At 68.2% G+C, this 24921-nt stretch carries 26 protein-coding genes; 12 read left to right on the top strand and 14 right to left on the bottom strand.

Features of this window, described 5'->3' with window-relative positions; all coding sequences use genetic code 11:
- The first annotated feature begins 1 nt into the window (after position 1).
- On the top strand, positions 2-490 hold the full coding sequence (locus CRP45_RS32620; protein WP_067793087.1) for a pyridoxamine 5'-phosphate oxidase family protein: 489 nt from the start codon (positions 2-4) through the stop codon (positions 488-490).
- Positions 491-556: 66 nt separating this feature from the next.
- Here CRP45_RS32620 and CRP45_RS32625 read toward each other — a convergent pair whose 3' ends face one another.
- The gene (locus tag CRP45_RS32625; protein ID WP_067793086.1) at positions 557-886 is read right to left on the bottom strand and encodes a transglycosylase family protein; all 330 of its coding nucleotides are present in this window, start codon (positions 884-886) and stop codon (positions 557-559) included.
- Positions 887-1633: 747 nt separating this feature from the next.
- The gene (locus tag CRP45_RS32630; RefSeq protein WP_097248497.1) at positions 1634-2410 is read right to left on the bottom strand and encodes an isocitrate lyase/PEP mutase family protein; all 777 of its coding nucleotides are present in this window, start codon (positions 2408-2410) and stop codon (positions 1634-1636) included.
- A 236-nt stretch (positions 2411-2646) separates the two neighbouring features.
- On the opposite strand from CRP45_RS32630, the gene argC reads away from it, so the two are divergent.
- The 7 genes from argC (at position 2647) to CRP45_RS32665 (ending at position 9349) form a co-directional block, all read left to right on the top strand.
- On the top strand, positions 2647-3702 hold the full coding sequence (argC, locus tag CRP45_RS32635) for an N-acetyl-gamma-glutamyl-phosphate reductase (protein ID WP_097248445.1): 1056 nt from the start codon (positions 2647-2649) through the stop codon (positions 3700-3702).
- Entirely contained in the window at positions 3699-4919 is a 1221-nt protein-coding gene (gene argJ, locus CRP45_RS32640; RefSeq protein WP_097248446.1) for a bifunctional glutamate N-acetyltransferase/amino-acid acetyltransferase ArgJ, read from the top strand. Before argC ends, argJ begins: the two co-directional genes overlap by 4 nt.
- A complete protein-coding gene (gene argB / locus CRP45_RS32645; RefSeq protein WP_067793075.1) occupies positions 4916-5842 on the top strand; it encodes an acetylglutamate kinase in 927 nt (308 codons plus the stop codon). Before argJ ends, argB begins: the two co-directional genes overlap by 4 nt.
- On the top strand, positions 5839-7038 hold the full coding sequence (locus CRP45_RS32650) for an acetylornithine transaminase (RefSeq protein ID WP_097248447.1): 1200 nt from the start codon (positions 5839-5841) through the stop codon (positions 7036-7038). Before argB ends, CRP45_RS32650 begins: the two co-directional genes overlap by 4 nt.
- Positions 7038-7982 (top strand): ornithine carbamoyltransferase, encoded by a 945-nt coding sequence (gene argF / locus CRP45_RS32655; protein ID WP_097248448.1) that lies wholly within the window; start codon positions 7038-7040, stop codon positions 7980-7982. Before CRP45_RS32650 ends, argF begins: the two co-directional genes overlap by 1 nt.
- A gap of 108 nt (positions 7983-8090) precedes the next feature.
- Positions 8091-8603: an arginine repressor gene (locus CRP45_RS32660; RefSeq protein WP_097248449.1), complete on the top strand. Its 513-nt coding sequence runs from the start codon at positions 8091-8093 to the stop codon at positions 8601-8603.
- 146 nt (positions 8604-8749) lie between these two features.
- The gene (locus CRP45_RS32665) at positions 8750-9349 is read left to right on the top strand and encodes a Uma2 family endonuclease (RefSeq protein ID WP_097248450.1); all 600 of its coding nucleotides are present in this window, start codon (positions 8750-8752) and stop codon (positions 9347-9349) included.
- A gap of 56 nt (positions 9350-9405) precedes the next feature.
- Here CRP45_RS32665 and CRP45_RS32670 read toward each other — a convergent pair whose 3' ends face one another.
- The 4 genes from CRP45_RS32670 to CRP45_RS34135 form a co-directional block, all read right to left on the bottom strand.
- The gene (locus CRP45_RS32670) at positions 9406-10605 is read right to left on the bottom strand and encodes a DUF2254 family protein (protein ID WP_097248451.1); all 1200 of its coding nucleotides are present in this window, start codon (positions 10603-10605) and stop codon (positions 9406-9408) included.
- A 6-nt stretch (positions 10606-10611) separates the two neighbouring features.
- Positions 10612-12969: an arylsulfatase gene (locus CRP45_RS32675; RefSeq protein ID WP_097248452.1), complete on the bottom strand. Its 2358-nt coding sequence runs from the start codon at positions 12967-12969 to the stop codon at positions 10612-10614.
- Between the two features lie 36 nt (positions 12970-13005).
- Complete coding sequence (locus CRP45_RS32680; RefSeq protein WP_097248453.1) at positions 13006-13809, bottom strand: HAD family hydrolase; 804 nt, start codon at positions 13807-13809, stop codon at positions 13006-13008.
- Positions 13810-13942: 133 nt separating this feature from the next.
- Positions 13943-14104, bottom strand: coding sequence for a hypothetical protein (locus tag CRP45_RS34135; protein ID WP_157108036.1), 162 nt, complete (start codon positions 14102-14104; stop codon positions 13943-13945).
- 279 nt (positions 14105-14383) lie between these two features.
- Here CRP45_RS34135 and CRP45_RS32685 point away from each other — a divergent pair, with 279 nt between their 5' ends.
- Together CRP45_RS32685 and argH are read left to right on the top strand one after the other, a co-directional pair.
- Entirely contained in the window at positions 14384-15586 is a 1203-nt protein-coding gene (locus CRP45_RS32685) for an argininosuccinate synthase (RefSeq protein WP_067793050.1), read from the top strand.
- A gap of 186 nt (positions 15587-15772) precedes the next feature.
- Positions 15773-17194 carry an argininosuccinate lyase gene (gene argH / locus CRP45_RS32690; protein ID WP_097248454.1) on the top strand — a complete coding sequence of 474 codons (1422 nt, stop codon included), beginning with the start codon at positions 15773-15775 and terminating at the stop codon, positions 17192-17194.
- Positions 17195-17242: 48 nt separating this feature from the next.
- On the opposite strand, the gene CRP45_RS32695 is transcribed toward argH, so the two are convergent.
- From CRP45_RS32695 to CRP45_RS32725, 7 genes are all read right to left on the bottom strand, one after another.
- The gene (locus CRP45_RS32695; RefSeq protein WP_097248455.1) at positions 17243-17797 is read right to left on the bottom strand and encodes a Uma2 family endonuclease; all 555 of its coding nucleotides are present in this window, start codon (positions 17795-17797) and stop codon (positions 17243-17245) included.
- Positions 17798-17952: 155 nt separating this feature from the next.
- Entirely contained in the window at positions 17953-18753 is an 801-nt protein-coding gene (locus CRP45_RS32700; protein WP_097248456.1) for a 2-phosphosulfolactate phosphatase, read from the bottom strand.
- A 139-nt stretch (positions 18754-18892) separates the two neighbouring features.
- A complete protein-coding gene (locus tag CRP45_RS32705) occupies positions 18893-19564 on the bottom strand; it encodes a hypothetical protein (protein WP_097248457.1) in 672 nt (223 codons plus the stop codon).
- Positions 19565-19673: 109 nt separating this feature from the next.
- Positions 19674-20762, bottom strand: a complete 1089-nt coding sequence (locus tag CRP45_RS32710) for a HEAT repeat domain-containing protein (RefSeq protein ID WP_143861602.1) — start codon at positions 20760-20762, stop codon at positions 19674-19676.
- Positions 20746-22077 (bottom strand): putative toxin, encoded by a 1332-nt coding sequence (locus CRP45_RS32715; RefSeq protein WP_097248459.1) that lies wholly within the window; start codon positions 22075-22077, stop codon positions 20746-20748. The genes CRP45_RS32710 and CRP45_RS32715 overlap by 17 nt, the downstream gene beginning before the upstream one ends.
- A 6-nt stretch (positions 22078-22083) precedes the next feature.
- Entirely contained in the window at positions 22084-22362 is a 279-nt protein-coding gene (locus CRP45_RS32720) for a WXG100 family type VII secretion target (RefSeq protein WP_143861603.1), read from the bottom strand.
- Between the two features lie 20 nt (positions 22363-22382).
- Entirely contained in the window at positions 22383-22700 is a 318-nt protein-coding gene (locus CRP45_RS32725) for a WXG100 family type VII secretion target (RefSeq protein WP_143861604.1), read from the bottom strand.
- Between the two features lie 33 nt (positions 22701-22733).
- Here CRP45_RS32725 and CRP45_RS32730 point away from each other — a divergent pair, with 33 nt between their 5' ends.
- Entirely contained in the window at positions 22734-23225 is a 492-nt protein-coding gene (locus CRP45_RS32730) for a hypothetical protein (protein WP_143861605.1), read from the top strand.
- 119 nt (positions 23226-23344) lie between these two features.
- Positions 23345-23668, top strand: a complete 324-nt coding sequence (locus CRP45_RS32735; RefSeq protein ID WP_097248463.1) for a DMT family transporter — start codon at positions 23345-23347, stop codon at positions 23666-23668.
- A gap of 28 nt (positions 23669-23696) precedes the next feature.
- Here the strand turns inward: CRP45_RS32735 and ilvA are convergent, their stop codons facing one another.
- A complete protein-coding gene (ilvA, locus tag CRP45_RS32740; protein WP_097248464.1) occupies positions 23697-24917 on the bottom strand; it encodes a threonine ammonia-lyase in 1221 nt (406 codons plus the stop codon).
- Between the last annotated feature and the right edge of the window lie 4 nt (positions 24918-24921).

The following is a 24921-nucleotide window of genomic DNA, read 5'->3' on the forward strand; positions in this document are numbered from 1 at the left end:
CATGACTTTCTGGACGGAGTTCACCGAAGAAGCGCCGAAGATCTCGACCGTCTTCCGCCGTCGCCACAAGGCGACCGGCAACCTGTGCATGCTGGCCACGCTCCGCGCCGACGGTTCGCCGCGGATCAGTCCGGTGGAGCCGAGGATCTTCGAGGGCATGCTGGTCATCGTCGGCATGCCGGGCACGACGAAGTTCAAGGACCTCGGCCGTGACCCACGGTTCTGCCTGCACACCGCGACCGTCGACACGATGGTCGGCGACGGCGACGCGAAACTGTTCGGCACCGTCACCGACCTGCCGGACCGCGAGCTGCACGCGCGATTCGCGCAGGATCTGTTCGAGGAAAGCGGCTTCGATATCCGTGGCCAGGAGTTCGACCACTTCTACGTCGCCGACCTCACGGGCGCCTCTTGTGTGGAGGTCGCCGACGATCAGCTCGCCATCACGATCTGGAAGCCGGGCGAGGGCGAGCGCGTCGTACGCAAATAGCGCGACGACCCTGTCACCCGGGGGTGACAGGGTCGTCGGAAGGTCACTCAGCGAGCGACGCTACGCTCAGAGGTAGGCGCCGCAGACCGGCCAGGCGCCGGGGCCCTGCGTGGCGAGCACGTTCTCGGCGACGCGGATCTGCTCCTCGCGGCTCGCGTTCGACGGGTCGCCGGAGCCACCGTTGGCGGCCCAGGTGCTGTCGGTGAACTGCAGGCCACCGGAGAAGCCGTTACCGGTGTCGGTGGACCAGTTGCCGCCGCTCTCGCACTGGGCGACAGCGTCCCAGTTGTTGGCGGAAGCGGTGGCCGTGGCCAGACCGAACGGGACGGCAACGAGGGCGCCGAGGGTGGCAACGGTAGCGGCGGCACGGGTGCTGAACTTACGGGTCTGAGACATGTGGTATTCCTTGCTGCGCCCGCCGGCTCGACCAACTATCGGTCGAGTCCCTGTCCCCAGTGGATGTCGGGGGTTCTCGAACCGCGGGACAGGGTTGCCGGTGTTCGGCGGTTCGAGCTCGAGCCCGTCGCGTTCGATCGGGCCGTCACCGACGATAACGAATCAATCTCGGCAGATCACGTGGCAATAACGTCCGAGTTGTCAGAACGCTCGGTCGTACATCTCCGCATTCACCCAGTTGAGGCCCGTGAAATGGGTAATCGAGACGATGTGATTCCTAAACGAAAATGTGGTTCGGATCACTGAATAAATGTGGTAACGGTCTCGTTCAGCGGAACGATTTGCGAGGTTTGGGGTCGTATCGGGCCGTGATCCTCACGGACTCGCGTGCGGAAAAAGGCCAGGTGAACGCCGCTGTGACGCCGAACGCACCGTCTATGGGGCATCGAATTCTCCGAAAGGGAGCTGGGTCACAATTCGGTTCAGGTGTGCATCAGAAAATCACGCTGGCCGTTGTTTCCGATCATCGTGATAGCCGTGTAATAGGCGTGCATCGGGCCCGTGATCCGGCCCGTTCGGCAGCGCGGATCCGCTCGAATCGCCTGGCGCAAAGGGTATTTCGCGGGCGTCGGCGTGTTCACGTCGGCGAATGCCGCTGCGGGACCGCCGATTTCGGCGGGCGCGACGGCGCGATCGAGGTGACGATCGGAGTCGGCGCTGCGACGGGCGCTCGGCCGGATCGAGACCTCATGGCAACGAGTTCGCCTGGATATCGCGATAGCTGGGGATGCCCGCGGCGACCGGTCGTCCCGCGCGCACCGCGTCCGCCACGTCGACTGCCGCCGCCAGCGCCGCCCGGTAGAGCAGCGAGCCGGTGCTGATCCGCCGCACGCCCAGCTCCGCGAGCTCGGCGACCGTGGGCCCTCCGACGGCATAGAGGACGTTGACCGGCAGCGACACGGACTCGACCACCCGACGGATCGCGTCCGGCTCGGTGAGCCCGGGGACGAAGAGCCCGTCGGCGCCCGCCCGCGCGTAGCGGGCCGCGCGCTCCAGGGTGGTTTCGGAGTCGATGCCGAGCCAGTGTGTGTCGACCCGCGCGTTGACGAACACCGTCGGCGTGCGCTCCTTGATCGCGGCGATCAGCGCGGCCTGATGCTCGGGGTCGGCCAGCTCGGTGTCCGCCCGTCCGTCCTCGATGTTGATGCCCGCGATGCCGAGCTCGTCCAGCTCGGCGACGAACTCCGCGACCTCGACCGGTTCGTCGCTGAAGCCGCCCTCGATGTCGACGGTCACCGGGACGGCGAGCCGCGCGAGCCGCCGCGCCAGCGCCAGGGTCTCCGCGCGGGTGACGCCCGTTCCGTCGGGTACGCCGGCGGCGGCCGCGACGCCGAGACTGGTCGTGCCGATCGCCGGGAACCCTTCGGCGGCCAGGACGGCGGCCGAAGCGAAGTCCCAGGCGTTCGGCAGCACCAGCGGGACCGCGCGGTGGTGCAGTTCGTGGAATGCCGTCACCTTGTCCATAGCGCCGACGGTATCCCTCGAACGCCGGTCCGTCGTTCGAATCCTTCCCGGATGGATACTTCCGCCGCGCTGGGTAATCACAGTGCTGTGGGTGTCGTTCGTGCTGTCCAGCGCGGTGGCGAGGGTGTCGGTGCGCCCGCCGCCGAACCCGTCCACGGCGAGTTCGGCACCGCGAGTTCGAACGCTCGTCGCACCCCGTCCATGAATGGGATTGCATAATCGTGCATAATCATTTCATGGCTGATTCGGATGCGCCCCCGTTGCGGGTTGCTGTTGCCGGTGCGAGCGGGTACGCGGGCGGCGAGGTGCTGCGCCTGCTGCTCGGCCATCCACGCTACCGAGCCGGGCGCCTCGAGGTCGGGGCGCTGACCGCGGGTTCGAACGCCGGAACCACCCTCGGCGAGCATCAGCCGCATCTGCTGCCGCTGGCCGACCGGGTGCTCGCGCCGACCACCGCCGAGGAGCTCGCGGGCCACGATGTGGTCTTCCTCGGCCTGCCGCACGGTCAGTCCGCCGCCATCGCGCAGGCGTTGCCCGAGTCCACGGTGATCATCGACTGCGGCGCGGACTACCGGCTGCGCGATGCCGCCGCGTGGGAGAAGTACTACCGCAGCGAGCACGCGGGCAGCTGGCCCTACGGCATGCCCGAACTGCCCGGCGGCCGGGACGCGCTGCGCGGCGCGACCCGGATCGCGGTCCCCGGCTGCTACCCGACGGTCGCCAGCCTGGCCTTGGCGCCCGCCGTCGCCGCGGGCATCATCGAGCCGCAGGTGACGGTGGTCGCGGTGAGCGGCACCTCGGGCGCGGGCCGCAAACCCGACGTCGGGCTGCTCGGTTCGGAGGTGATGGGCTCCGCCCGCGCCTACAACATCGCGGGCGCGCACCGGCACACCCCCGAGATCGCGCAGAACCTGAAGGCCGCGGGCGGCGTCGACGTCGCGGTGTCGTTCACACCCGTCCTCGCCCCGATGCCGCGCGGCATCCTGGCCACCTGTACCGCGCCGACCGCGGTGGACGCCGCCCAGGCCCGCGCCGTCTACGAAAAGGCCTACGCCGACGAGCCTTTCGTGCACCTGCTGCCGGAAGGCGTGCTGCCGCAGACCGGTTCGGTGCTCGGCTCCAACGCCGTCACCCTGCAGGTCGCGGTGGACGCCGACGCCGGACTGCTCGTGGTGATCGGCGCGATCGACAACCTGACCAAGGGCACCGCGGGCGCCGCGGTCCAATCCATGAACCTGGCCGTCGGATTCGACGAGACCGAAGGACTTTCCACCGTAGGAGTGGCACCGTGACGACAACCGCTGAGAGCGTGAACGGCAAGCTGGTCCGCACCCAGGGCGTGACAGCGCCGCTCGGCTTCCGCGCCGCGGGCATCGCGGCGGGTATCAAGGCCAGCGGCAAACCCGATCTGGCGCTGGTGTTCAACGAGGGCCCGGAGTACGCCGCCGCCGGTGTGTTCACCCGCAACCAGGTCAAGGCAGCACCGGTGCTGTGGTCGCAGCAAGTGCTGAAGTCGGGCCGATTGCGCGCCGTCATCCTGAACTCCGGCGGCGCCAACGCCTGCACCGGCCCCGGCGGCTTCCAGGACACCCACCAGACCGCCGAGAAGCTCGCCGAGGCGCTGAGCAACTGGGGCACGGAGACCGGCGCCGGTGAAATCGCGGTCTGCTCAACGGGTTTGATCGGCGACCGGTTGCCGATGGACAAGCTGCTTCCCGGGATCACCGAGATCGTGCACGAGATGGGCGGCGGCATGTCCGGCGGCGCGGACGCGGCCCACGCCATCATGACCACCGACACCGTCCCCAAGGAAGCCGCCTTCCACCACCGCGACAAGTGGAACGTGGGCGGCATGGCCAAGGGCGCCGGCATGCTCGCGCCCTCGCTGGCCACCATGCTCGTCGTGCTGACCACCGACGCCGCGGTGAGCGCCGAACAGCTCGACAAGGCGCTGCGCAACGCCACCAGGCTCACCTTCGACCGGCTCGACGTGGACGGTTCCTGCTCCACCAACGACACCGTGCTGCTGCTGGCCAACGGCGCCAGCGAGGTCACCCCGTCGCAAGACGAACTCGACGCCGCCGTGCTCGCGGTCTGTGACGACCTCGCCGCCCAGCTGATGGCCGACGCCGAGGGCGTCACCAAGCGGGTGACGATCACCGTCACCGGCGCGGTCGACGAGGAGCAGGCGCTGATCGCGGCCCGCGCGGTGGCCCGCGACAGCCTGGTCAAGACCGCGCTGTTCGGCTCCGACCCGAACTGGGGCCGGGTGCTCGCCGCCGTCGGCATCGCGCCGATCACCCTGGATCCGAACCGGATCTCGGTGTCGTTCAACGGCAATCCGGTCTGCGTCGACAGTGTCGGCGCACCGGGCGCCCGCCAGGTCGACCTGTCCGGCGCGGACATCGCCGTGCTGATCGAGTTGAACGTCGGCGACGGCACGGCCACGGTCCGCACCACCGACCTGTCGCACGGTTACGTCGAAGAGAATTCGGCCTACAGCTCATGACAAGTCCCGCGATCCACGAACTCTCGGCACTGGACAAGGCGCATGTCCTCGCCGACGCACTGCCCTGGCTGCAGAAGTTCCGCGACAAGATCGTCGTGGTGAAGTACGGCGGCAACGCCATGATCGACGACGAGCTCAAGCGGGCCTTCGCCGCCGACATGGCGTTCCTGCGCACCGTCGGCGTGCACCCGGTGGTGGTGCACGGCGGTGGTCCGCAGATCAGCGCGATGCTGAAAAGGCTTGGCCTGCAAGGCGAGTTCCGCGGCGGCTTCCGCGTCACCACGCCCGAGGTGATGGACGTGGTGCGGATGGTGCTTTTCGGTCAGGTCGGTCGCGAACTGGTCGGGTTGATCAACGCGCACGGGCCCTACGCGGTCGGCATCTCCGGTGAGGACGCCGGACTGTTCACTGCGACGCGCCGCACCGTCGACGTGGACGGCGAGGCGACCGACATCGGCCTGGTCGGCGACGTCACCGAGGTCAACCCGGACGCGGTGCTCGACCTGATCGGCGCCGGACGCATCCCGGTGGTCTCCACCATCGCGCCGGACGCCGACGGCGTGGTGCACAACATCAACGCCGACACCGCCGCCGCCGCGCTCGCCGAAGGCATCGGCGCGGAGAAACTGGTCGTGCTGACCGACGTGGAAGGCCTGTACACCGACTGGCCCGACCGCTCCTCGCTGACCAGTCGCATCGACGCCGTCGAGCTGGCCGCCTTGCTGCCGAGCCTCGACGCGGGCATGGTGCCCAAGATGGAAGCCTGCCTGCGCGCCGTACTCGGCGGCGTGCCGACCGCGCACGTCATCGACGGACGGGTCCCGCACTCGGTCCTGCTCGAGCTGTTCACCGGAGAAGGAATCGGAACGATGGTGACGCCCGCCCCGGCCGGGACCGGCGCGCCGAACGGAACGAAATCATGAGTACTGTCGACGAATTGCAGCAGCGGTGGTCCGCCGCGTTGATGAACAACTACGGCACGCCGAAGGTCGCGCTGGTGCGCGGTGCCGGCGCGGTGGTCTACGACGCGGACGGCAAGCGCTACGTCGATTTCCTCGGCGGTATCGCGGTCAACAGCCTCGGCCACGCGCACCCGGCGATCCTCGCCGCGGTCACCCAGCAGCTGGGCACCCTCGGTCACGTCTCGAACCTGTATGCCAGCGAGCCGGTCATCGAACTGGCCGAGCGGCTGCTCGCGCATTTCGGCGACGGCGAGGGCAAGGCGTTCTTCTGCAACTCCGGCACCGAGGCCAACGAGGCCGCGTTCAAGATCGCGCGGCTGACCGGCCGGACCAAGATCGTCGCCTGCGAGGAGGCGTTCCACGGCCGCACCATGGGCGCACTCGCGCTCACCGGCCAGCCGTCCAAGCGGGCGCCGTTCGAGCCCATGCCGCCCGGCGTGGTGCACGTGCCCTACGGTGACGCGGCCGCGCTGGAGGCGGCGGTCGATGACGAGACCGCCGCGGTGTTCCTCGAACCCATGATGGGGGAGAGCGGCGTGGTGGTCCCGCCGATCGACTACCTGGTCAAGGCGCGCGAGATCACCGCGCGGCACGGCGCGCTGCTGGTGCTCGACGAGGTGCAGACCGGCATCGGCCGCACTGGAAAGTTCTACGCGCACCAAGCCGTCGGCATCGTGCCCGACGTGATCACCCTGGCCAAGGGCCTCGGCGGCGGTCTGCCGATCGGCGCGGTGCTGGCCAACGGGCGGGCGGCCGAGCTGCTCACGCCGGGCCTGCACGGCACCACCTTCGGCGGCAACCCGGTGTGCGCGGCGGCCGCGCTCGCGGTGCTGCGCACCATCGACGAGACCGATCTGCTCGCCCACGTCGAATCGGTCGGCAAGCGGCTCAGCGACGGCATCGAACTGCTCCAGCACCCGCTGGTCGATCACGTGCGAGGCGCCGGTCTGCTGCTGGGAATCGTACTGAACCAAGATGTTTCGGCGCAGGTCGAGGCGCGGGCACGGGAGGCGGGATACTTGGTGAACGCGCCGAAGCCGAATGTCATCCGGCTGGCGCCGCCGCTGGTGCTCACCGAGACCCAGTCCGACAATTTCGTCGCCGACCTGCCGCGGATCCTGGACGGCGCGGCGGCGGACGCCAAGGAGGTCCGGTAATGAGTGAGCTGCGGCACTTCCTGCGCGACGACGACGTCTCGCCCGCCGAACAGGCCGAAATCCTCACGCTGGCAGCGGCGTTGAAGAAGAACCCCTTCGCGCAGCGCCCGCTGGAGGGGCCGCGCGGGGTCGGGGTGATCTTCGAGAAGAACTCCACCCGTACCCGGTTCTCCTTCGAGATGGGCATCGCCCAGCTCGGCGGGCACGCGGTGGTGGTCGACGGCCGCGACACCCAGCTGGGGCGCGAGGAAACCCTCGCCGACACCGGCCGGGTGCTCTCGCGCTATGTCGACGCCATCGTCTGGCGCACCTTCGAGCAGGTCCGCCTGGACGAAATGGCATCGGCGGCAACGGTTCCGGTGGTGAACGCGCTGTCCAACGAGTTCCACCCGTGCCAGGTGCTCGCCGACCTGCTCACCCTTCGCGAGCGCAAGGGCGACCTGACCGGGCGCAACCTCACCTATTTCGGCGACGGCGCGAACAACATGTCGCACTCGCTGCTGCTCGGCGGCGTCACGGCGGGGTTGAACGTGACCATCGCCGCCCCAACGGGATTCGAGCCGCTGCCGTGGATTCTCGAGGCCGCGCGCAAGCGGGCAGCCGAGACCGGCGCGACGATCACCGTCACCGGTGACCCGATCGCCGCCGCCGCGGGCGCCGACGCGCTGGTCACCGACACCTGGACCTCCATGGGCCAGGAGAACGACGGGCTCGACCGGGTCGGCCCGTTCCGCCCGTTCCGCCTCGACGCCGCGCTGCTCGCCAATGCCGAGCCCGATGCCGTTGTGCTGCATTGCCTTCCCGCCCATCGCGGGGAGGAGATCACCGACGAGGTGCTCGACGGGCCACACAGTGTGGTCTGGGACGAGGCGGAGAACCGGCTACACGCGCAGAAGGCGCTGCTGGTGTGGTTGCTGGCCAGACGAGACAGTCATGCGGCGTGAGCGGGCGGCGCACCACCCCGGCGCGGGGGAGACGACGATGAGCGAACGCGCTGAGCGATGCCGGCGGGCCTCGCGCATGACGGAGCCGAGCGCAGGCGAGGTGCGGGCATGAGCGTCGACGCGACGGTACCGGGCAAAGGTCCGGCGATCGCCCGCACCCGCGCGGGCAGGCAATCGCGCATCATCGAGCTGCTCTCCGCGCATTCGGTGCGCAGCCAGACCGAACTGGCCGCGCTGCTGGCCGCCGAGGGCATCGAGACCACCCAGGCGACCCTGTCGCGTGACCTGGACGAGCTGGGCGCGGTGAAACTCCGCGCGGCCGACGGCGGTGCGGGCGTCTACGTCGTCCCCGAGGACGGCAGCCCCGTCCGCGGCGTGACCGGCGGCACCGACCGCCTCTCCAAGCTCCTCGGCGACCTGCTCGTCTCCACCGACGCCAGCGGCAACATCGCCGTCCTCCGCACCCCGCCCGGCGCGGCCCACTATCTCGCCAGCGCCTTGGACCGCGCCGCCCTCCCGTACATCGTCGGCACCATCGCCGGCGACGACACCATCGCCGTCATCGCCCGCGAACCCCTCACCGGCGCCGAACTAGCCACCCGCATCGAACAACTCGCTTGAGGGCGGGCTACTCGATCCACCGGGAAGGTCTCGAAGTCCACTACCAAGATCTTCCCGGTGGCGATCGGGAGCCGTGCTGACCAATCGCGCGGAGCCACCATGACAGCCGGGTCCGTGGTGCGGTTCGGCCTGCAATGATGTCTGGTATGAGCGCTCCCGACGAGCAACAGGTACTGCGTGTGACGGCCGAGGAGTTCGCCGAAGGGGCGACTGCCGAACTCGGTGACATCGAGATCGTCGACGGGCGCGTGGTCCGGCGGATGGCTCAGAGCCCGGTGCACAGCCGCGTGGTACGGCGGCTGGCCGGGATGCTGGAGGCGGCCCGGCGTAACGGCGGGCCGTGCATGGTGGTGGACTCCGACGTCGCCGCGCGATTCGCCGACGCGGAATCCGCATCAGCGGATCGGCGGTTGAACGTCCGCTATCCCGACATCTGGATCCGGGACTGCGAACCCTACGACGTCAACACCGTGCGTGAGCACGTCCTGCTGGTGGTCGAGGTCACCTCCGAATCGACCATTGATGCCGATATCAACGACAAGCGAATTCAATACGCGACCGCAGGCATTCCGCGGTACCTGATCGTCCGGCTGGACCAGAAGGAAGACCGCATCGAAGAGATCGAGGAATACCGTCTCGACTGGTCCGGCCGCCGCTACGCTGCGCACACGGTCCACCGACGGGTCTTGCTTCTCGACGACCCGGTCGAGGCGACAATTCCCTTCGACGTACTGGAACAACCGTAGCGGCGGCCGTGTCGACCGGAACGGCGACCGGCTCGGGCACCGCGTGCCCGGCTGGCTCACCCAGGGCCGGGATGCTCTCGGGTTCCGGTCCGACGCAGGTAGGGAAAGCGGTGGGTCAGTTGCTCGTTCACCCAGGTCAACCGTTGCGTGAGGGATGCGGCGCGGTCGGGGCGGGCGCGGTCGCGGACTCGCTCGAGCATCTCCCGCAGGTGCGTCAGGGCCATTGGTGAGCCGACAGCGGCCACGGCGATGTCGTCGAGGCCGGTGCGGACGAAGTCTTCCCAGTGCGGCAGCTGCACAACAAGGCGTTCGGCGCCGTCTCGGTCGGTCAGCGGCAGCGGCCCGAGCCGTGCCGCCGCCACCCAGCCAAGCAGATCACCCAGCTCGTCCATCGCCTGCACCGCGGTCGCCGGGTCGTGCACCGCGGGGGAGAGCGCGCGCAGCGCGATGTCGGCCAGCAACCGGAACGCCAGCAGCGGGTCTTGGTCGAAAGTCCGCTCGTTGCCGACGATCAGCGCCTCCAGGACGGCGGTATCCGGCAGTTCGGCTCCGTACACGTCGGCGACCGCACTGCCGTGATGCAAGGTGGCGCCGGGCGCCGACCGCAGGACGACGACGGCGTTCGCGGAGCGCGCGGTCTCGAGCAGACGTTCCATCCGCACGGATTGCAGCGTCGCGGGCGGATGGGGCCACGTCACCGTCGCGCGCGGCGCGGCGGTGACCGCTGCTGGCCCGGCGTCCTGCGGGTAGGCGACTGCCAATATCGCCCGCCCGCGCGCGGCGATCGCGCTGAGCGCGGGGGCCAACTGGATGGCGGAGAAGGCCCTCATGTGCAGGGTTCGCAACAGCGCGAGCAGACCGAGCGTCAGCACGACCGCGATGATCGGCACCGCCATAGAGACCTTGCTGTCGGTGCCGATCACCAGGGCGGCGGTGAAGCAGAACAAGGCGACCCCGACGGCGTAGCCGGATGTCCGCCAGACGATCGGGGCGTCACGGAACAGGGTCAGTCTCGGCGTGAAAGTCGTTGCCACCCACTGCACCACAAGAAACAGCAGCGAGAAGATCACCGCGACAACGCCGAGCACACCCAGACCGACCGAGAACAGCATGTTGATCACCGCGTGCGCCGGTACCTGCGGTCCGCGGCCGATGCCCGGCACCGCCAGGCCCAGGCCCACCCCCGTGGCGACGAACACCAGCTGGGCGAGCCCGGCGCGCAGGCGGCGCCGGGTCGGGATGACCCGGGCGGGCACGGTCCGTTACTCGCGCGACAGCATGGCGGCGGCTTCGCGTTCGAGGTCGACGTACGGTTCGCCGCTCACATCGACGGCCACCCGGTGCAGTGTGCCGCCGGTGAACGCCCAGGGGAAGGTCCCGGGATAGTCGTCGCTGACGGCTTCCGCGTTGTCGCGGCCCGCGTTGAGGCCCTCACCCGCGATGCTGAACTTGCCGGGCTGGGTCCTGATCCGTCCCGCACCGACCTTGCGATCGCCGTAGTAGAGGCTCAGGGTGCCCCGCGCGGTGCCGGGCGGGTCCTCGCTCTCCTTGTCGAAGGAGGCGGCGAGGATCAGGTTCGCGCCGGTCGGCAGGTCCTCGGTCGCGCTGATCCGATGCTCTTCGCTGCCGAGGAAGTTGTAGACGTAGTGCAGCCGATTGTCCTTGATGTACAAGGCATGTCCGCCGAACCGGCCACCGTGGGAGAACAGCACGCCCTCGGCGCCAGGGCCCGGCAGATCGACGAGCGCCCCGATCGAGTAGGAGCGGTTGCGGATGTTGACCGCGACCGCCTCGGGTACCTCGGCGCCGCCCGGACGGTAGACGTAGCGGTTGCGCGGCGGCGCGAGCTGGGGGCGCTGGGTGGTGAGAATCTCGACGCCCGAGCGGTCGTCGAGCGGGAACGCCTGGTTGGCGCCCGCCTCGTAGAACCACAGGCCGATGAGTTCGGCGAGCTTGCCGGGTTCCTCGGCGGCGAGGTCGTGCAGCTCCGCGCGGTCCTGGTCGGTGTGGTAAAGCTCCCAGGTGTCGTCGGGGAAATGGCTCCATCCGCTGAGGGTCGGATGGGTGGTGACCGCCTTCCAGCCGTCGTGCCAGATGCCTCGGCCACCGAGCATCGAATAGAACTGAGTGTGTTTGGCGGTCGGGATGTTGGCGGCGTCGAAGCTGTACCGCATGCTCACGCCCTGAATCGGCGTCTGGGCGTGGCCCTTCACCGTGTCCGGAAGCTCCATGCCGAGGCAGTCGAGCAAGGTGGGCACCAGGTCGACGGCGTGGTGGTACTGGTCGCGAGTCTCGCCATGCGCTTTGATCCCGGCGGGCCAGGAGATCACGCACGGGTCGCAGGTGCCGCCGTTGAACGAGTACCGCTTCCACATCTTGAACGGGGTGTTGAAGGCCATCGCCCACCCGTTGGGGTAGTGGTTGTAGGTCTTGGGACCGCCGAGCTCGTCGAGCTTGGACAGGTTCTCGGCGAGGTCGTCCGGGACACTGTTGGCGATCTTGTTCTCGTTGACCGAGCCGTCCGGACCGCCCTCACCGCTGGCTCCGTTGTCGGAAACCACGACAATGATCGTGTTGTCCAGCTGCTCGGTCTTCTCCAGGTAGTCGAGCAGGCGGCCGATCTGGTCGTCGCAGTGCGAGAGGAAGCCCGCGTACACCTCGGCCATCCGGGCGAACAGGCGTTTCTCGTCCTCGGAGAGGCTGTCCCACGGGCGGGTGTAGTCCAGCGGCGGGAACGGCTGACCGTCGGGACCGCTGCGGGTCTCGGGGGTACCGATCGGGTTGAGCGGCGGCAGTTCGGTGTTCTGCGGGACGAGCCCCATCTCCTTTTGCCTGGCCAGAATCTGCTCACGCATCACCTCGTACCCCGCGTCGAATCGGCCGCGGTAGCGTTCGATCCACTCGCGTGGCACCTGGTGCGGAGCGTGCGCGCAGCCCGGCGCGTAGTACAGGAAGACCGGACGCTCGGGCGCGATCGCCTTGACGTCGTCGATGTACTGGATCGCCCGGTCGGTGATGTCGACGCTGAGGTGGTAGCCCTGCTCGGGTGTGGCGGGCTGCTCGGTGGGATGGTTGTCGTGCACCAGGTCCGGATACCACTGGTTGGTCTCCGCGCCGAGGAAGCCGTAGAAGCGCTCGAAGCCGCGGCCGACCGGCCAATTGCGTTTGGTGGACGCCAAGTTCATCTCGTCCTCGGCGCACAGATGCCACTTGCCGACCATCGCCGTGCTGAATCCCCGCTCGACCAGGATCTCGGCGAGGGTGGCGCATTCCGGCGGGATGTGGCCGTTGGCGCCGGGGAAGCCGACCGCACACTCGCTGATGCATGCCATGCCGTTGGTGGTGTGGTTGCGGCCGGTGAGCAGGCAGGAGCGGGTCGGCGAGCACAGCGCGGTGGTGTGCCACTGGGTGTAGCGCAGCCCGTTCGCGGCGATCCGGTCGATGTTCGGGGTCTCGATCGGGCCGCCGTAACAGCCCATCGCGCCGAAACCCACGTCGTCGAGCACGATGTACAGCACGTTCGGCGAGCCGGGCGGCGCCTTCGGCTGCTCGTAGGGGCCCCAGTCGGGAATCGAGTCGCGGATGTCGAGGTTGACCACACCGCGGAATGGAACTGCCATGGTCTTCTCCTCATGGGTAGACCCCCGGCCCTGAACCTAGGCAGCCGCGAGGACGATCGCCTCACCCGTGACGGGTGATACGCCTGCCGATGCGGTCGCCCAGTCGTCCCGGATGCTGACCACCTGCCAGCCGTTCACGTCGGCCAGCGCGAGGGCTTGCTCGGCGCCCGCCACATACTCGAACTCGCGGGCCGGATCGTCGTGGCGCACCAGCAAACGCAGCGTCGGCCGATCTTGCCGTTCGGTGAATTGCAGCATCGGGATGTCCCCGTTGGTATTTCCGGCCGCGAGCAGGGGCCGCCGACCGATCCGGCTCCAGATCCGCACCGGCTTCTGCGGGCCGTCGTCCAGGACATCGAGTTCGGGTTTGTGCACGATCGTGCCGCCCTCCCAGGCCAACGCGACGCTGCTGCCGATGACCCGCTCACGGGGGATGCCGTAGACGTCCTGGCTGATCGGCCGCATGAAGTCGCGGCCACCGCCCGAGGCGATGTAGTTGGCGAATCCATTGGCCGCCAAGAACCCGAGCAACTCGATCATCGGCGCGTATCCGCAGGCTAGGTAGGCGCGGCCGAGCGTGGGATGCCGGGTCGTCCGCAGGAACCGATCGGCGAGGACCTCGAACTCGTCCACCGTCACACCGGCGAACGCGGCGAGTACGCCGGAAAGGAGGACGCGCACGTCGCTGTCGTCGCCGTGGTAGTGCTTGGTGATCACGCCCTCGAGCCAGTCGTAGTCCTTCGCGCAGGCCGCCTGCCACGGCTGACGCGTGCGCAACGCCGGATCCTGCTCGGCCATGGCGACCAGACGGCGCAGGATGAAGTCGAGCTGGATGGGCATCGGCTTCTCGCACCACAGGGCATTCGGACACCCCGTCGCCGTCCGGTGATATCCCGTCCAGCGTGGCACAGCCGGATTACTCGGATCGGCGGAATCGCTCGATGATCACCAGGGTGTCGAGCCGCGTGCGGCCTCAGGCGAACGGGTAGTCCCCGCCGCGTCCTCCGCCGGTGCCCGGACCTTGGTTCGGCGTGGTGATGTCGATGATGTCCTGAATCAGGTCGACGACGGCGCGACCGATGTCCAGCACGTCGTTGCCGAGGGTGGAGAATTCCTGCGCGATCAGCTGAAGCATGTCGTCTGTCCTTCGGCCCGTACGGCTGAGTACCGTTCTCAGCGTGGCACAGGGACGCCCGGTGGGGCGGCGGATTCGGGCGACGGCCCGGCCCGCCACACCCGGCCGCGGGGTCCGTGGTAAGACGAGGGCACCCCGGTTCTGAATGGGATTGCATCGTCATGCATAATCATTTGCAGAAGGGCGCGGGCCGCCTGACCTGCGCGCCGGCGCGACCGGCCGGGCCGCCGAACGCGGCGCCCCGAGACACACCCGCACGAAACCGAGGAGCACACAGACATGTCCGAGCGCGTCGTACTCGCCTACTCCGGTGGGCTTGACACCTCCGTCGCGATCAGCTGGATCGGCAAGGAGACCGGCGCCGAGGTCGTGGCCGTCGCCATCGACCTCGGCCAGGGCGGCGAGGACATGAACGTGGTGCGCCAGCGCGCGCTGGACTGCGGCGCGGTCGAGGCGATCGTGGTCGACGCCCGCGACGAGTTCGCCGACGAGTACTGCCTGCCCACCATCCAGGCCAACGCCCTGTACATGGGCCAGTACCCGCTGGTCTCCGCGATCAGCCGGCCGCTCATCGTCAAGCACCTGGTGGAGGCCGCCAAGTTCCACGGCGCCACCACCGTCGCGCACGGCTGCACCGGCAAGGGCAACGACCAGGTGCGGTTCGAGGTCGGCATCGGCGCGCTCGCGCCCGACCTGAACGTGATCGCCCCGGTCCGCGACTACGCGTGGACCCGCGAGAAGGCCATCGCCTTCGCCGAGGAGAACAGCCTCCCGATCAACGTCACCAAGAAGTCGCCGTTCTCCATCGACCAGAACGTGTGGGGCCGCGCCGTCGAGACCGGCTTCCTCGAGGATCTGTGGAACGCGCCGACCAAGGACGTCTACGACTACACCGCCGACCCGACCGTCAACTTCGAGGCGCCCGACGAACTGATCGTCACCTTCGACAAGGGTGTGCCGGTCGCGATCGACGGCCGCCCGGTCAGCGTGCTCGAGGCGATCGTCGAGCTGAACCACCGCGCGGGCCGCCAGGGCGTCGGCCGCCTCGACATGGTCGAGGACCGTCTCGTCGGCATCAAGAGCCGCGAGATCTACGAGGCCCCCGGCGCCATCGCGCTGATCACCGCGCACCAGGCGCTGGAGAACGTCACCATCGAGCGCGAGCTTGGCCGCTACAAGCGCCAGGTCGAGCAGCGCTGGGGCGAGCTGGCCTACGACGGCCTGTGGTTCTCCCCGCTCAAGCGCGCGCTGGACGCCTTCGTCCAGGACACCCAGCAGCACGTCTCGGGCGAGATCCGGATGGTCTTGCACGGCGGCAACGCGGTGGTCAACGGCCGCCGGTCCGAGCAGTCGCTCTACGACTTCAACCTGGCCACCTACGACGAGGGCGACACCTTCGACCAGTCGCTGGCCAAGGGCTTCGTGCAGATCCACGGTCTGTCCTCGAAGGTCGCCGCGCGCCGCGACCTGAACCAGAAGTAGGCGAGCATCCCGGCAACGAGGGTCGACGCCGACGCGTCGGCCCTCGTTCGTCGTGCAACCGGGCGGCGGGGTGGCGAGCGCCCGGCAACCCGTACCCATCGCGGCGGTGTGGGCCCCGGCTACCGTAGGGACCGACGCGTTCGAGATCCGCACCGCCCGACCGACCCACCGAGGAGACAGCACACGATGACGCAGAGCGGCAGCACGAACGAGGGTGCGCTCTGGGGCGGACGTTTCGCGTCCGGGCCCGCGGCGGCGATGGCGGCGCTGAGCAAGTCGACCCACTTCGACTGGGCGCTGGCTCCCTACGACATCCGCGCGTCCAAGGCGCACGCCCGGGTGCTGCACAAGGCGGGGCTGCTGTCGGAGGCCGATCTCGCCGGGATGCTGACCGGCCTGGATCAGCTGGCCGCCGACGTCGCGTCCGGCGCCTTCGGTCCCGCGGAATCGGACGAAGACGTGCACGGCGCGCTCGAGCGCGGACTGATCGAGCGCGTCGGCGCCGAACTCGGCGGACGGCTGCGCGCGGGACGCTCACGCAACGACCAGGTGGCGACCCTGTTCCGGATGTGGCTGCGCGACGGCGTGCGCCGGATCGCGGCGGGCGTGCTCGAGGTGGTCGACGCGCTGGTCGCCCAGGCCGCCGCTCACCCCGACGCGGTGATGCCGGGCAAGACCCACCTGCAGGCCGCCCAGCCCGTGCTGCTCGCGCACCACCTGCTCGCGCACGCGCACCCGCTGCTGCGCGACATCGACCGGCTGCGCGATTTCGACCGCAGGGCCGCGGTGTCGCCGTACGGTTCCGGCGCGCTGGCCGGTTCCTCGCTCGGCCTGGATCCCGAGGCGATCGCGGCGGAGCTGGATTTCACCGCGGCCGCGGCCAATTCGATCGACGCCACCTCCGCACGCGATTTCGCCGCGGAGGCGGCCTTCGTGCTCGCCATGATCGGCGTCGACCTCAGCCGGCTGGCCGAAGAGGTGATCATTTGGAGCACACCGGAATTCGGCTACATCACGCTCGCCGACGCCTGGTCCACCGGTTCCTCGATCATGCCGCAGAAAAAGAACCCGGACGTCTCCGAGCTCACCAGGGGCAAGGCGGGTCGGTTGATCGGCAACCTCACCGGTCTGCTCGCCACCCTCAAGGCCCAGCCGCTGGCCTACAACCGTGACCTGCAAGAGGACAAGGAACCGCTGTTCGATTCGGTCGCCCAGCTCGAGCTGCTGCTGCCCGCCATCGCGGGCCTGGTCTCCACTCTCACCTTCCACACCGACCGGATGGCCGAACTCGCCCCCGCCGGTTTCACTCTCGCCACCGACGTCGCCGAATGGCTTGTGCGCCAAGGTGTCCCGTTCCGCGTCGCGCACGAGGCCGCGGGCGCCTGCGTCCGCGCCGCCGAGAACCGCGGCGTCGGCCTCGACGAACTCACCGACGAGGAATTCGCCGCCATCGACCCGGCCCTCACCCCCCAGGTCCGCGAAGTCCTCACCGTCCAGGGCTCCATCGCCTCCCGCAACGCCCGCGGCGGCACCGCGGGCACCCAGGTCGCCGTCCAGATCGACGAGGTCCGCGCGTCGTCCGCCGCGGCCCGCGCCTGGTTGCACTGAGCGTTCGATCGGCGGCGGGCGTCTAGTTCGGCCCGCCGCCGTCGCTGTTCACAGGAATTCGGCCGTGTCGAGATCGAAATCGAACGGCGCCGGAAGATGCAGCGGCGCACCGAATTTGGCAGCTGCCTGTTGGGTGTACTGGCCCCGGTCGGGCGCCCAGAAGACTGTCAACTCGCCGTGATGGCGGTCGACCAGCAGGTACATCGGAATCTCCGCCTGTGCGTAAGCGTCACGCTTCTCGACGCGATCGACCTCGGCGTCGCGTTCGCGGCCGGACGTGATCTCGACGATCAGCAGGACGCCGGACGGATCCGCCCAGGACGGCTCGGTGCGGAAGTAGCCCCTCGGTGCGACCGCTCCGTCGACTCGCGAACGGCCCTCGCGGTACGCGGGAATACGCAGGCCACGCTCGTGGAAGAACTCGAGTCCGGTCGAACTTACGATCTGGTTGCGAATCGTCGCGGCGAACTCGTCGTGCTCGCCGTCGGGAACGGGTACCACGTAGATCCTTCCGTTGATCAGTTCGACCGATACCTCCTCCGACGATGCACGCTCCAGTACCTCGAACTCCGCGAGGCTCACGTCGGCGTCCTGGATACCCATGTGCCCAGGGTAACGGGGTGGGGGACGGTCGGAGCGTGACTCGTGTCCTGCGATGATCGCCACGGGGACTCCTCTCGATAGTGATTCTCTGTCTCGGAGTTGGACGGGCACGCCGTCGGCTGGTTCCCGTCGAGTGCACGACACGCGGCGTGTTCTCAGGAAACGGTCGCGGCCGGGGACGATGCCCGGATGAGCTCGACGTGAGCGAATGCGCCGTCGGCGCGGAGCGGGACGGCCTTGCTGACGTCCACTTCACCGGCGATGGCGACGTCGTCGGCGAATCCTCCATCGCGGAGTTCGCGGCCGGACGAGCACTCGGCAAGGGTGGCGGCGATATCGTCCGTCGATTCGAAAGCTGTTCTGGCGATGGTTGATTCGGGTGACAGTGGTCCGGCGCCTGCGGCCGACAACGCGGAGACGACCGCTCCGGCGCCCAGTAGGTCTTCGATGCTCGGACGCAACGCGTCGCGACCGGGCCACTGCTCGCCCGCCGCGATCACGGCGACCGGCCGATCCGCTGTGCCCCACCCCTGTCGGCGGATCCATCGGGCGACCGCGGTCGCGTTGCGCAACGACGCGGCGAGCACCGGAATCCCGGTGACGGCGGCGGAAATGGCCGAACCGTTGGGCGACGGAAGAACCAGCCTCGGCACCGCAGGGGCGCGGCGCAGCGCCGCGGGCGACAGCGACCACGGCGCCTGCTCGGTGACGGCGCGGCGACCCACGGCGAGCACCGCGTTCTCGGCCGCGGCGAAGTCGGCCGCGCGATCGTCGCGCCAGGGGAACGGAAAGACGCGGGTACCGGCGTCGACCGCGACGCTGACCGACGTCGTGAACGACAGCACGTCGACGACCACCACGCACGCGCTGCCCGGCGCCAGCGCCCCCGCCCCCGCCACACCCCACTCGCAGCGAACGCCGAAGGTTCGCTGCTCGAACCATGTTCCTCCCACCATTGGACTGTTCTAACAGAAGTCCCCGGTCCCTCGTGCTGCCGAAAGCAGGTGGCTCCCTGCTGCGGCAGGGGCCGTGGGATCGCCTGGTGACCGAGGCGGACGACACGCGTACTGCCGCGGGCGCGCACGCGGGTCAGGGTCAGTGGGCGCGGCGTTCGATCAGGGTGGCCAGGTGGAGGACGGGTGCGGCGAGGTCGGGGATGGCGTCGGGGTCGCCCAAGCGGCCGGTTTGGTAGCTGAGGAGTTCGTGGCCCGCGAGGCTCCAGCGGGGGACGACGCCCGCCAAGTGGGCGGCGATCAGTTGCGGGCCGACGAGCAGGCGGGCGTAGTTCGTGTCCACGGCGGTCACCCGGAAACGGTGGTCGAAATCGCGATGGCCGGTGGTGACGGGCGAGTCGCTGAACAGGCCGCTGCCGGGCTGGGACAGCGCCGCGACGTCGACCACCGCCACCGGCGGATACGGCCGCTCCAGCAGCACCACCACCACAACGCACCGGTGGGTGATGGTGTGGACGACCTCGCCGTTCCACGTGCTCGTCGGGTAGGAGTAGTCGGCCACGGTGACCTGGTGTCCACCGAGCTCACCGGTCAGCGTCGCGCCGAGTCCGGTGGGATTGCGGCCGGGCAGCCGCGCGGTCCACGGCACGAGCGGCGCCATCTCGAACTGCCAGCCGTGCCGCGCCGCCCACTCGCTGAACGTCTGACCAGAAGCCCGCCTCCTGCGCACCCGCAACGGAAGCAACACCCCGAAACCCGCCGCCAACAGCACGGCCACGAACACGATCAGACCGATCCGGAACGCTTCCACCACGGGCCATCACATCCCTCGATCGACGGACCCTCCCATTGTCCGCCGACTCACTAGGCTGCCGCAGCCGCGCGAGCTACGGAGGCGGCCGTTATCAGTGTTACGCCGGGTGTCAGCTCTGTTCGGGGAGCTTCTTGATCACGCGGGTTGCCAGCCTCCGGGTGTAGGAGTCGGGGTCGGTGAGGAACGGCTCGATCAGCTGGCGCGTCCCGGGAGCCTTGATCCGTCCCAGAACTTCGATTGCGTAGTTGCGGGTCTGTGGGTCGTGCAAGTAGGCCGTGACAATGCCCGGCGCGCGTGGGTCTTTGCCTCGTCCGAAGTAGGTGAGCAGTCCGGCCACGACCTCGTTGGGTTCGGGTTGTTCGGCGATGAGACCGGCGATCAGATCGAATTCTCGCGGTCCGGAGACAGTGGCAAGCGCGCGGGCGGCTGTGTAGCGCTGGAAGTGATCCAGCGCTTTGTGCCGCAGCTGTTCGGTGAGCAGCCGGATCGCGTCTGTATTTCCTCGGGCGGAGCGATCATCCAGATTGCTGATCAGGTCTGTGTGGATGGCCAGCTTGTGTGGGGCACGAGAGCCCGCGACTCCGCGACCTTCCGGGCCGGGGATTCGTTCATCGAGATGTTCGAGCCAGTCGAGGTACACCGGGATCGCCTGTGGCAACGGTCTCAGCTTGTTCAGCGGGCTGAGAGTGTACGCGCGGACACCGACTGCGGCGAGGTCGCGGACGAGCTGCAACTCGAACCCATCCTGACCGTCATGTCGGCTGGACGGGAGGTCTTCGAGCCAATCGCGTTGGTCGGGCATTCCCGGGTAGGCGCGGTGCACGACGGGTGGGTTTCCGAGGCTGTCGGGCATCGTTGCCGGGTCATATTTTGCGGACGGCGATTGGGTCGTAACCGACGAGGGGAGAGTAACCGCTGGCGCGTCTGCGGCTTGCTTCTCCGCGAGAACATGCATGCTGCGGGCCATCAGCTGTTTGCGGTACCGGTACAGCCCGTCCAGTTGCCGGTCCATCTCCCGGCACCACTCGCGAAGTTGCACAGCGTCGCCGGGCAGAGTGCTTGCCATTTGCTCGACCCGTGCCAGGGCGGCGGCTATCGCCCGGGCCAAGTCTCCGACGCGAGTACTCAGCGTCGCGAGATCCCGTGCCACCTGTACCGGATCAGCGGGATGGTCATCGGGTTCAGTGTCCGTCGCCATCGTCTAGCTCCTTCCGGATCAGGGTGATCTTGCCCTCCTGAACCAACTTCTCAACGTCGGGGGTCAGTTGCGTACGATGATCGACCACTAGAATCACCGAATATCCGTTGCCATCGGCCCAGGTGAGGTAGTCGGTGATCTGCTCGGTATCCGATCTGTCGAGCTGGTTCTTGTTCTTGACCTCTGTCAGTTGCTGATCGGGAACATTGAGGTAGTCCGGTTCACGATCGTGCCCGTTGACTGGGATGGAACGCTTCGGTCCCGGCGGCACATCCGCGCGTTCCTCGCCCCGGCGACCGGTCTCCTCATTGGTATGCCCGCCACCACCGTTGTGGATCGGGTCGGTCTTGCGCGGCGTCCGACCGAGGATCGGCCGCAGTAGCCCTGCGGAAGCAGTGGCTATGGCGTAGATGCCCTTGTTGGAGTTGATCGCGGTGGCGACGAATCCCTCCAATTCTCGCATCAGGGTGTCGAAGTCCGACGCCGCGCGTTCCCGATACTCCTTGCGCTGAAGCTCGATCGCGATGCTGCTTGCCCTTCCCGCTGGCGTCGGATTGAGCTCGGCGCCGATGTCGGCACCTTCGAGCAGCAACAGGCTCGCGTGTAACGAGTTCAGGATCGCCTGGACCTGCTGGCGTTCGGTATCGGTCTTCGACGACACCTCCACGCACGCCGGTCGCAGCGCTTTGGCCGCGTCACCGGTATCACGGTAGGCAGTGGCCAACCACACCAAATCCTGTAGTACACCGTCGATTTCGGGTTCAGTCTGATCGGCCAGCTGCGCCTTGACATCGTCGTACATCGCATACGAGTCTGTCTCGGCACCCGTGCCGAACGACTCGAAAGCCGCCCCTGCCGCCGCGATTGCCGCCACCTTGGCGTCGGGCCATTTCTTCGTCACCAACTCAGCGATGTAGTCCCAGTGCTCCGGCTTGTCACCGGTCCCTCCGGCCGAGATCTTGCTTGGATGCAATGCCACCGACAAACTCGTGCCCTGCGGCTGCGCCGGGGGAGTGAACGGTGGGCCCGTCGGGTTGTTGGCGTGTTCGTGCATGTCATGGATCAGCCCGAAACCGTGGACCTGATAACCGAGCTCGCGGGCCGCCATCGCGCAGAACGAGGCGAGCTCGAATACGTCGGAGGCGGACTGGTCGTAACTGGTCGACCACAGCACACCAGCCTCATGATGTCCTGCGCTGCGAAGTACGTCCTCGAGCCGCTTGTTCAGCTCTCGCAGAGCCTTTTCGATGGTGAGGCTGGCCTGGATCAGCCTTGCTGCGGCCGCATAGTAGGCGGCCGGATCGACATCCCCCATGGTCGGCTAGGTGGTCGGCAAGCCGAGGGTTTCGCAGTTCGCGCGACGCGCTTGCGCATAGTTGTAGTGGCAGTTGTCGATCATCAGCCGATACTCGGCGAACCTTCCGATCAGTGCCGCGCCATCGGATTGCCACTCGGTGTGAGCCTGCGCGACCGCCGAGGCGACGGCGCCGGCGAATCCGTCACCGAGCTTTGCCGCGGTCTGCGACACATCATGCATCTGAGCGGTCAGCGTCCGGATGAACCCGTCCAAGGCCTTGGAGAATGCCGCCAAATCGTCCAATTCGAAAGAATGCCCGCTCATTACGATTCCGGCATCGCGTCGGTCGCTTGCTCGATCTCCGATCCTCTGGATTCGTCTTGCCGCTGAAATGTGTCGGCGGCGAGGGTCAGCTTGTCGGCTAGCTCATCGAGTCGGCCGAGAAACGGGGTCAATGCTTCGTACTCCGTTCGCCAGATCGACATCAACGAGGACGCGGCTTGTCCCCGCCAGCTCGCGTGCAGATCCTCGTGTGCTCGGTCGATGTCACCCGCCGCAGCGACCAGGCTGTTGTGGATTCCCCGCAAGGTATCAGCCTCAGCCCGTAGCCGATCCGGCGAAACCGACAACTCGTCAGACATGATCACGACCCCACCAAACGCACCGACGCCCGAATGCTGTCGGCAACCCTACTCAATACAGTAGCCATCACACCTACGACAGGACAGATGCCGATGCCGATCTCCTGGCGCGATCACGCCTCTCCGCAAGCCCAAACCGATATTTCCGGGCTCTACAGCCAAGCCCTCACCCTCATCCGGCGACAGCTTGCCGACCACCGAGGCTTCAGTCCGTTCGCAATCGTGACCGGACACTCCGGCGATCACAACCTCCGCATGGCGCCCACCGCCTCGACCAAGACAGCCATTCTCGACGCGCTCACTCTCGACAGCGACACCACCAACTCCCGCGCCATCCTCATCGCGATCGACGTCTCCCTGCCACCCGACGGCACCGATGCCGCCGAACTGCTGATCGAACATGCCGACGGCGTCGCACTGCAGTTCATCGTTCCGTACAGCATCGGTCCGGACGGCGCACATCTCGACGCAGACCGCGTCATCGCGGCGCCTGGGACACGGCGCATCTGGACTCTGCGCCTCTGATCGGACAGGCGAACCCTTCGGTGTCGCGCCGAGACTGTCGAGATTGTGGCCTGGTAGCGGCGTGGTCCGTGGTACGAGCGGTGACATCTCGAACCGCCGATAATCACTAGGCTGCCGCCATGACCTTGCTGCTACTCGCGCTGGCGATCGCCTCCGAGGTGACCGCGACCGTTTCGCTGAAGTTCTCCGAGGGGTTCACCAAGCTCGTTCCCTCCATCGTGGTCGTCATCGGTTACGGCGCGGCGTTCTTCTTTCTCTCCCAGGCGCTGAAGCGGGGCATGCCGATCGGTGTGGCCTACGGGATTTGGTCCGCGGTCGGTGTCGCGGCCATCGCGATCATCGGCGTGCTTTTTCTGGACGAACGACTCAGCTTGGTGCAGGTCGGCGGCATCGCGATGGTCATTCTCGGCGTGCTCGCACTCGAACTCGGCGGCTCGCACTAGCGTCCGCGTCGTCGTGTTACGAAGGGCCTCAATCCTGAACGCGCACCGTGTAACCCGCGTCGTCGAGTGCGGTGAGCACCTCGTCGCGGTGGTCGGGTCCGCGAGTTTCCAGCGTGAGCGCGACTTCGACTTCGTCGACGGCAAGCCAAGTCCCGGTGCGTGAGTGGACCACGTCGACCACGCTCGCGCCCGTCCCGCCGACCACGGTGAGCAATGCGGACAATCCGCCGGGGCGATCCGAGATCGTCACGCGCACAGCGAGATAACGCCCGGCGGCGCTGAGGCCGTGGTTGACGATCCGGGTCAGCAGCAGCGGATCGATATTGCCGCCGGAAAGCACCGCGCAGACGGGCCCACGCAGCTCGAGTTCGCCTGCGGCGCAACTCATCAGCGCCGCGACAGCCGCCGCGCCCGCGGGTTCGACGATCAGCTTCGCGCGTTCCAAGCACAGCAGCAGCGCCGTGGACAGCGCCTCCTCGTCCACCGTGACGATGCGCGGCGCGTGCGCGGCGATGTGCGCGAACGGCACCTCACCAGGCAGCCCCACCGCGATGCCGTCGGCCATGGTCGACATCCGTTCCGCCCGTACCGGTTTGCCGACCGCCAGCGATTCCGGCCACGCCGCGGCCTCGGCCGCCTGCACCCCGATCACCCGCACGTCGGGCGCAAGACGGTGCAGGGCGATGGCGATACCGGCCAGCAATCCGCCGCCGCCGGTCGGCACGAGCACCGTGCCCACATCCGGCAGCTGCTCCAGGATTTCGAGCCCCACGGTCGCCTGACCGGCCACGATGTCCGGGTGGTCGAACGGGTGGATCAGCGTGGCTCCGGTACGCGCCGCGAAATCCAGTGCCGCGTCGAGGGCTTCGTCGATGGTGTCGCCGATCTGTCGCACCCGCGCGCCATAAGCCTTGGTGGCGGCCAGTTTCGGTATCGAGGCGCCGACCGGCATGAAGACGGTGGCCTCGATGCCGAGCGTGGTAGCCGCCCACGCGACGCCCTGCGCGTGATTGCCCGCGCTCGCCGCGACCACCCCACGCGCCCGGTCCTCGGGCGGCAGATTCGCGATCCGGTTGTACGCGCCGCGCGGTTTGAACGAGCCGGTCCGCTGGAGGTTCTCGCATTTCAACCACACGTCCGCGCCGCAACGTTCGGACAGCACCCGCGACGCGACCACCGGCGTCCGGCGGATCACCGGCGCCAACAGCGCCGCGGCCGACTCGATCCGTTCCAGCCCGATCAGCTCCATGGCC

It is taken from the genome of Nocardia amikacinitolerans (genome assembly GCF_900215415.1).
Classification (GTDB): Bacteria; Actinomycetota; Actinomycetes; order Mycobacteriales; family Mycobacteriaceae; genus Nocardia; species Nocardia amikacinitolerans.

Coding starts and splice junctions, on each gene's coding strand:
- CRP45_RS32620 (WP_067793087.1), top strand. CDS start 2: ATGACTTTCTGGACGGAGTTCACCGAAGAAGCGCCGAAGATCTCGACC.
- CRP45_RS32625 (WP_067793086.1), bottom strand. CDS start 886: ATGTCTCAGACCCGTAAGTTCAGCACCCGTGCCGCCGCTACCGTTGCC.
- CRP45_RS32630 (WP_097248497.1), bottom strand. CDS start 2,410: ATGGACAAGGTGACGGCATTCCACGAACTGCACCACCGCGCGGTCCCG.
- argC (WP_097248445.1), top strand. CDS start 2,647: ATGGCTGATTCGGATGCGCCCCCGTTGCGGGTTGCTGTTGCCGGTGCG.
- argB (WP_067793075.1), top strand. CDS start 4,916: ATGACAAGTCCCGCGATCCACGAACTCTCGGCACTGGACAAGGCGCAT.
- CRP45_RS32650 (WP_097248447.1), top strand. CDS start 5,839: ATGAGTACTGTCGACGAATTGCAGCAGCGGTGGTCCGCCGCGTTGATG.
- argF (WP_097248448.1), top strand. CDS start 7,038: ATGAGTGAGCTGCGGCACTTCCTGCGCGACGACGACGTCTCGCCCGCC.
- CRP45_RS32660 (WP_097248449.1), top strand. CDS start 8,091: ATGAGCGTCGACGCGACGGTACCGGGCAAAGGTCCGGCGATCGCCCGC.
- CRP45_RS32665 (WP_097248450.1), top strand. CDS start 8,750: ATGAGCGCTCCCGACGAGCAACAGGTACTGCGTGTGACGGCCGAGGAG.
- CRP45_RS32675 (WP_097248452.1), bottom strand. CDS start 12,969: ATGGCAGTTCCATTCCGCGGTGTGGTCAACCTCGACATCCGCGACTCG.
- CRP45_RS32680 (WP_097248453.1), bottom strand. CDS start 13,809: ATGCCCATCCAGCTCGACTTCATCCTGCGCCGTCTGGTCGCCATGGCC.
- CRP45_RS34135 (WP_157108036.1), bottom strand. CDS start 14,104: ATGCTTCAGCTGATCGCGCAGGAATTCTCCACCCTCGGCAACGACGTG.
- CRP45_RS32685 (WP_067793050.1), top strand. CDS start 14,384: ATGTCCGAGCGCGTCGTACTCGCCTACTCCGGTGGGCTTGACACCTCC.
- argH (WP_097248454.1), top strand. CDS start 15,773: ATGACGCAGAGCGGCAGCACGAACGAGGGTGCGCTCTGGGGCGGACGT.
- CRP45_RS32695 (WP_097248455.1), bottom strand. CDS start 17,797: ATGGGTATCCAGGACGCCGACGTGAGCCTCGCGGAGTTCGAGGTACTG.
- CRP45_RS32700 (WP_097248456.1), bottom strand. CDS start 18,753: ATGGTGGGAGGAACATGGTTCGAGCAGCGAACCTTCGGCGTTCGCTGC.
- CRP45_RS32710 (WP_143861602.1), bottom strand. CDS start 20,762: ATGGCGACGGACACTGAACCCGATGACCATCCCGCTGATCCGGTACAG.
- CRP45_RS32715 (WP_097248459.1), bottom strand. CDS start 22,077: ATGGGGGATGTCGATCCGGCCGCCTACTATGCGGCCGCAGCAAGGCTG.
- CRP45_RS32725 (WP_143861604.1), bottom strand. CDS start 22,700: ATGTCTGACGAGTTGTCGGTTTCGCCGGATCGGCTACGGGCTGAGGCT.
- CRP45_RS32730 (WP_143861605.1), top strand. CDS start 22,734: ATGCTGTCGGCAACCCTACTCAATACAGTAGCCATCACACCTACGACA.
- CRP45_RS32735 (WP_097248463.1), top strand. CDS start 23,345: ATGACCTTGCTGCTACTCGCGCTGGCGATCGCCTCCGAGGTGACCGCG.
- ilvA (WP_097248464.1), bottom strand. CDS start 24,917: ATGGAGCTGATCGGGCTGGAACGGATCGAGTCGGCCGCGGCGCTGTTG.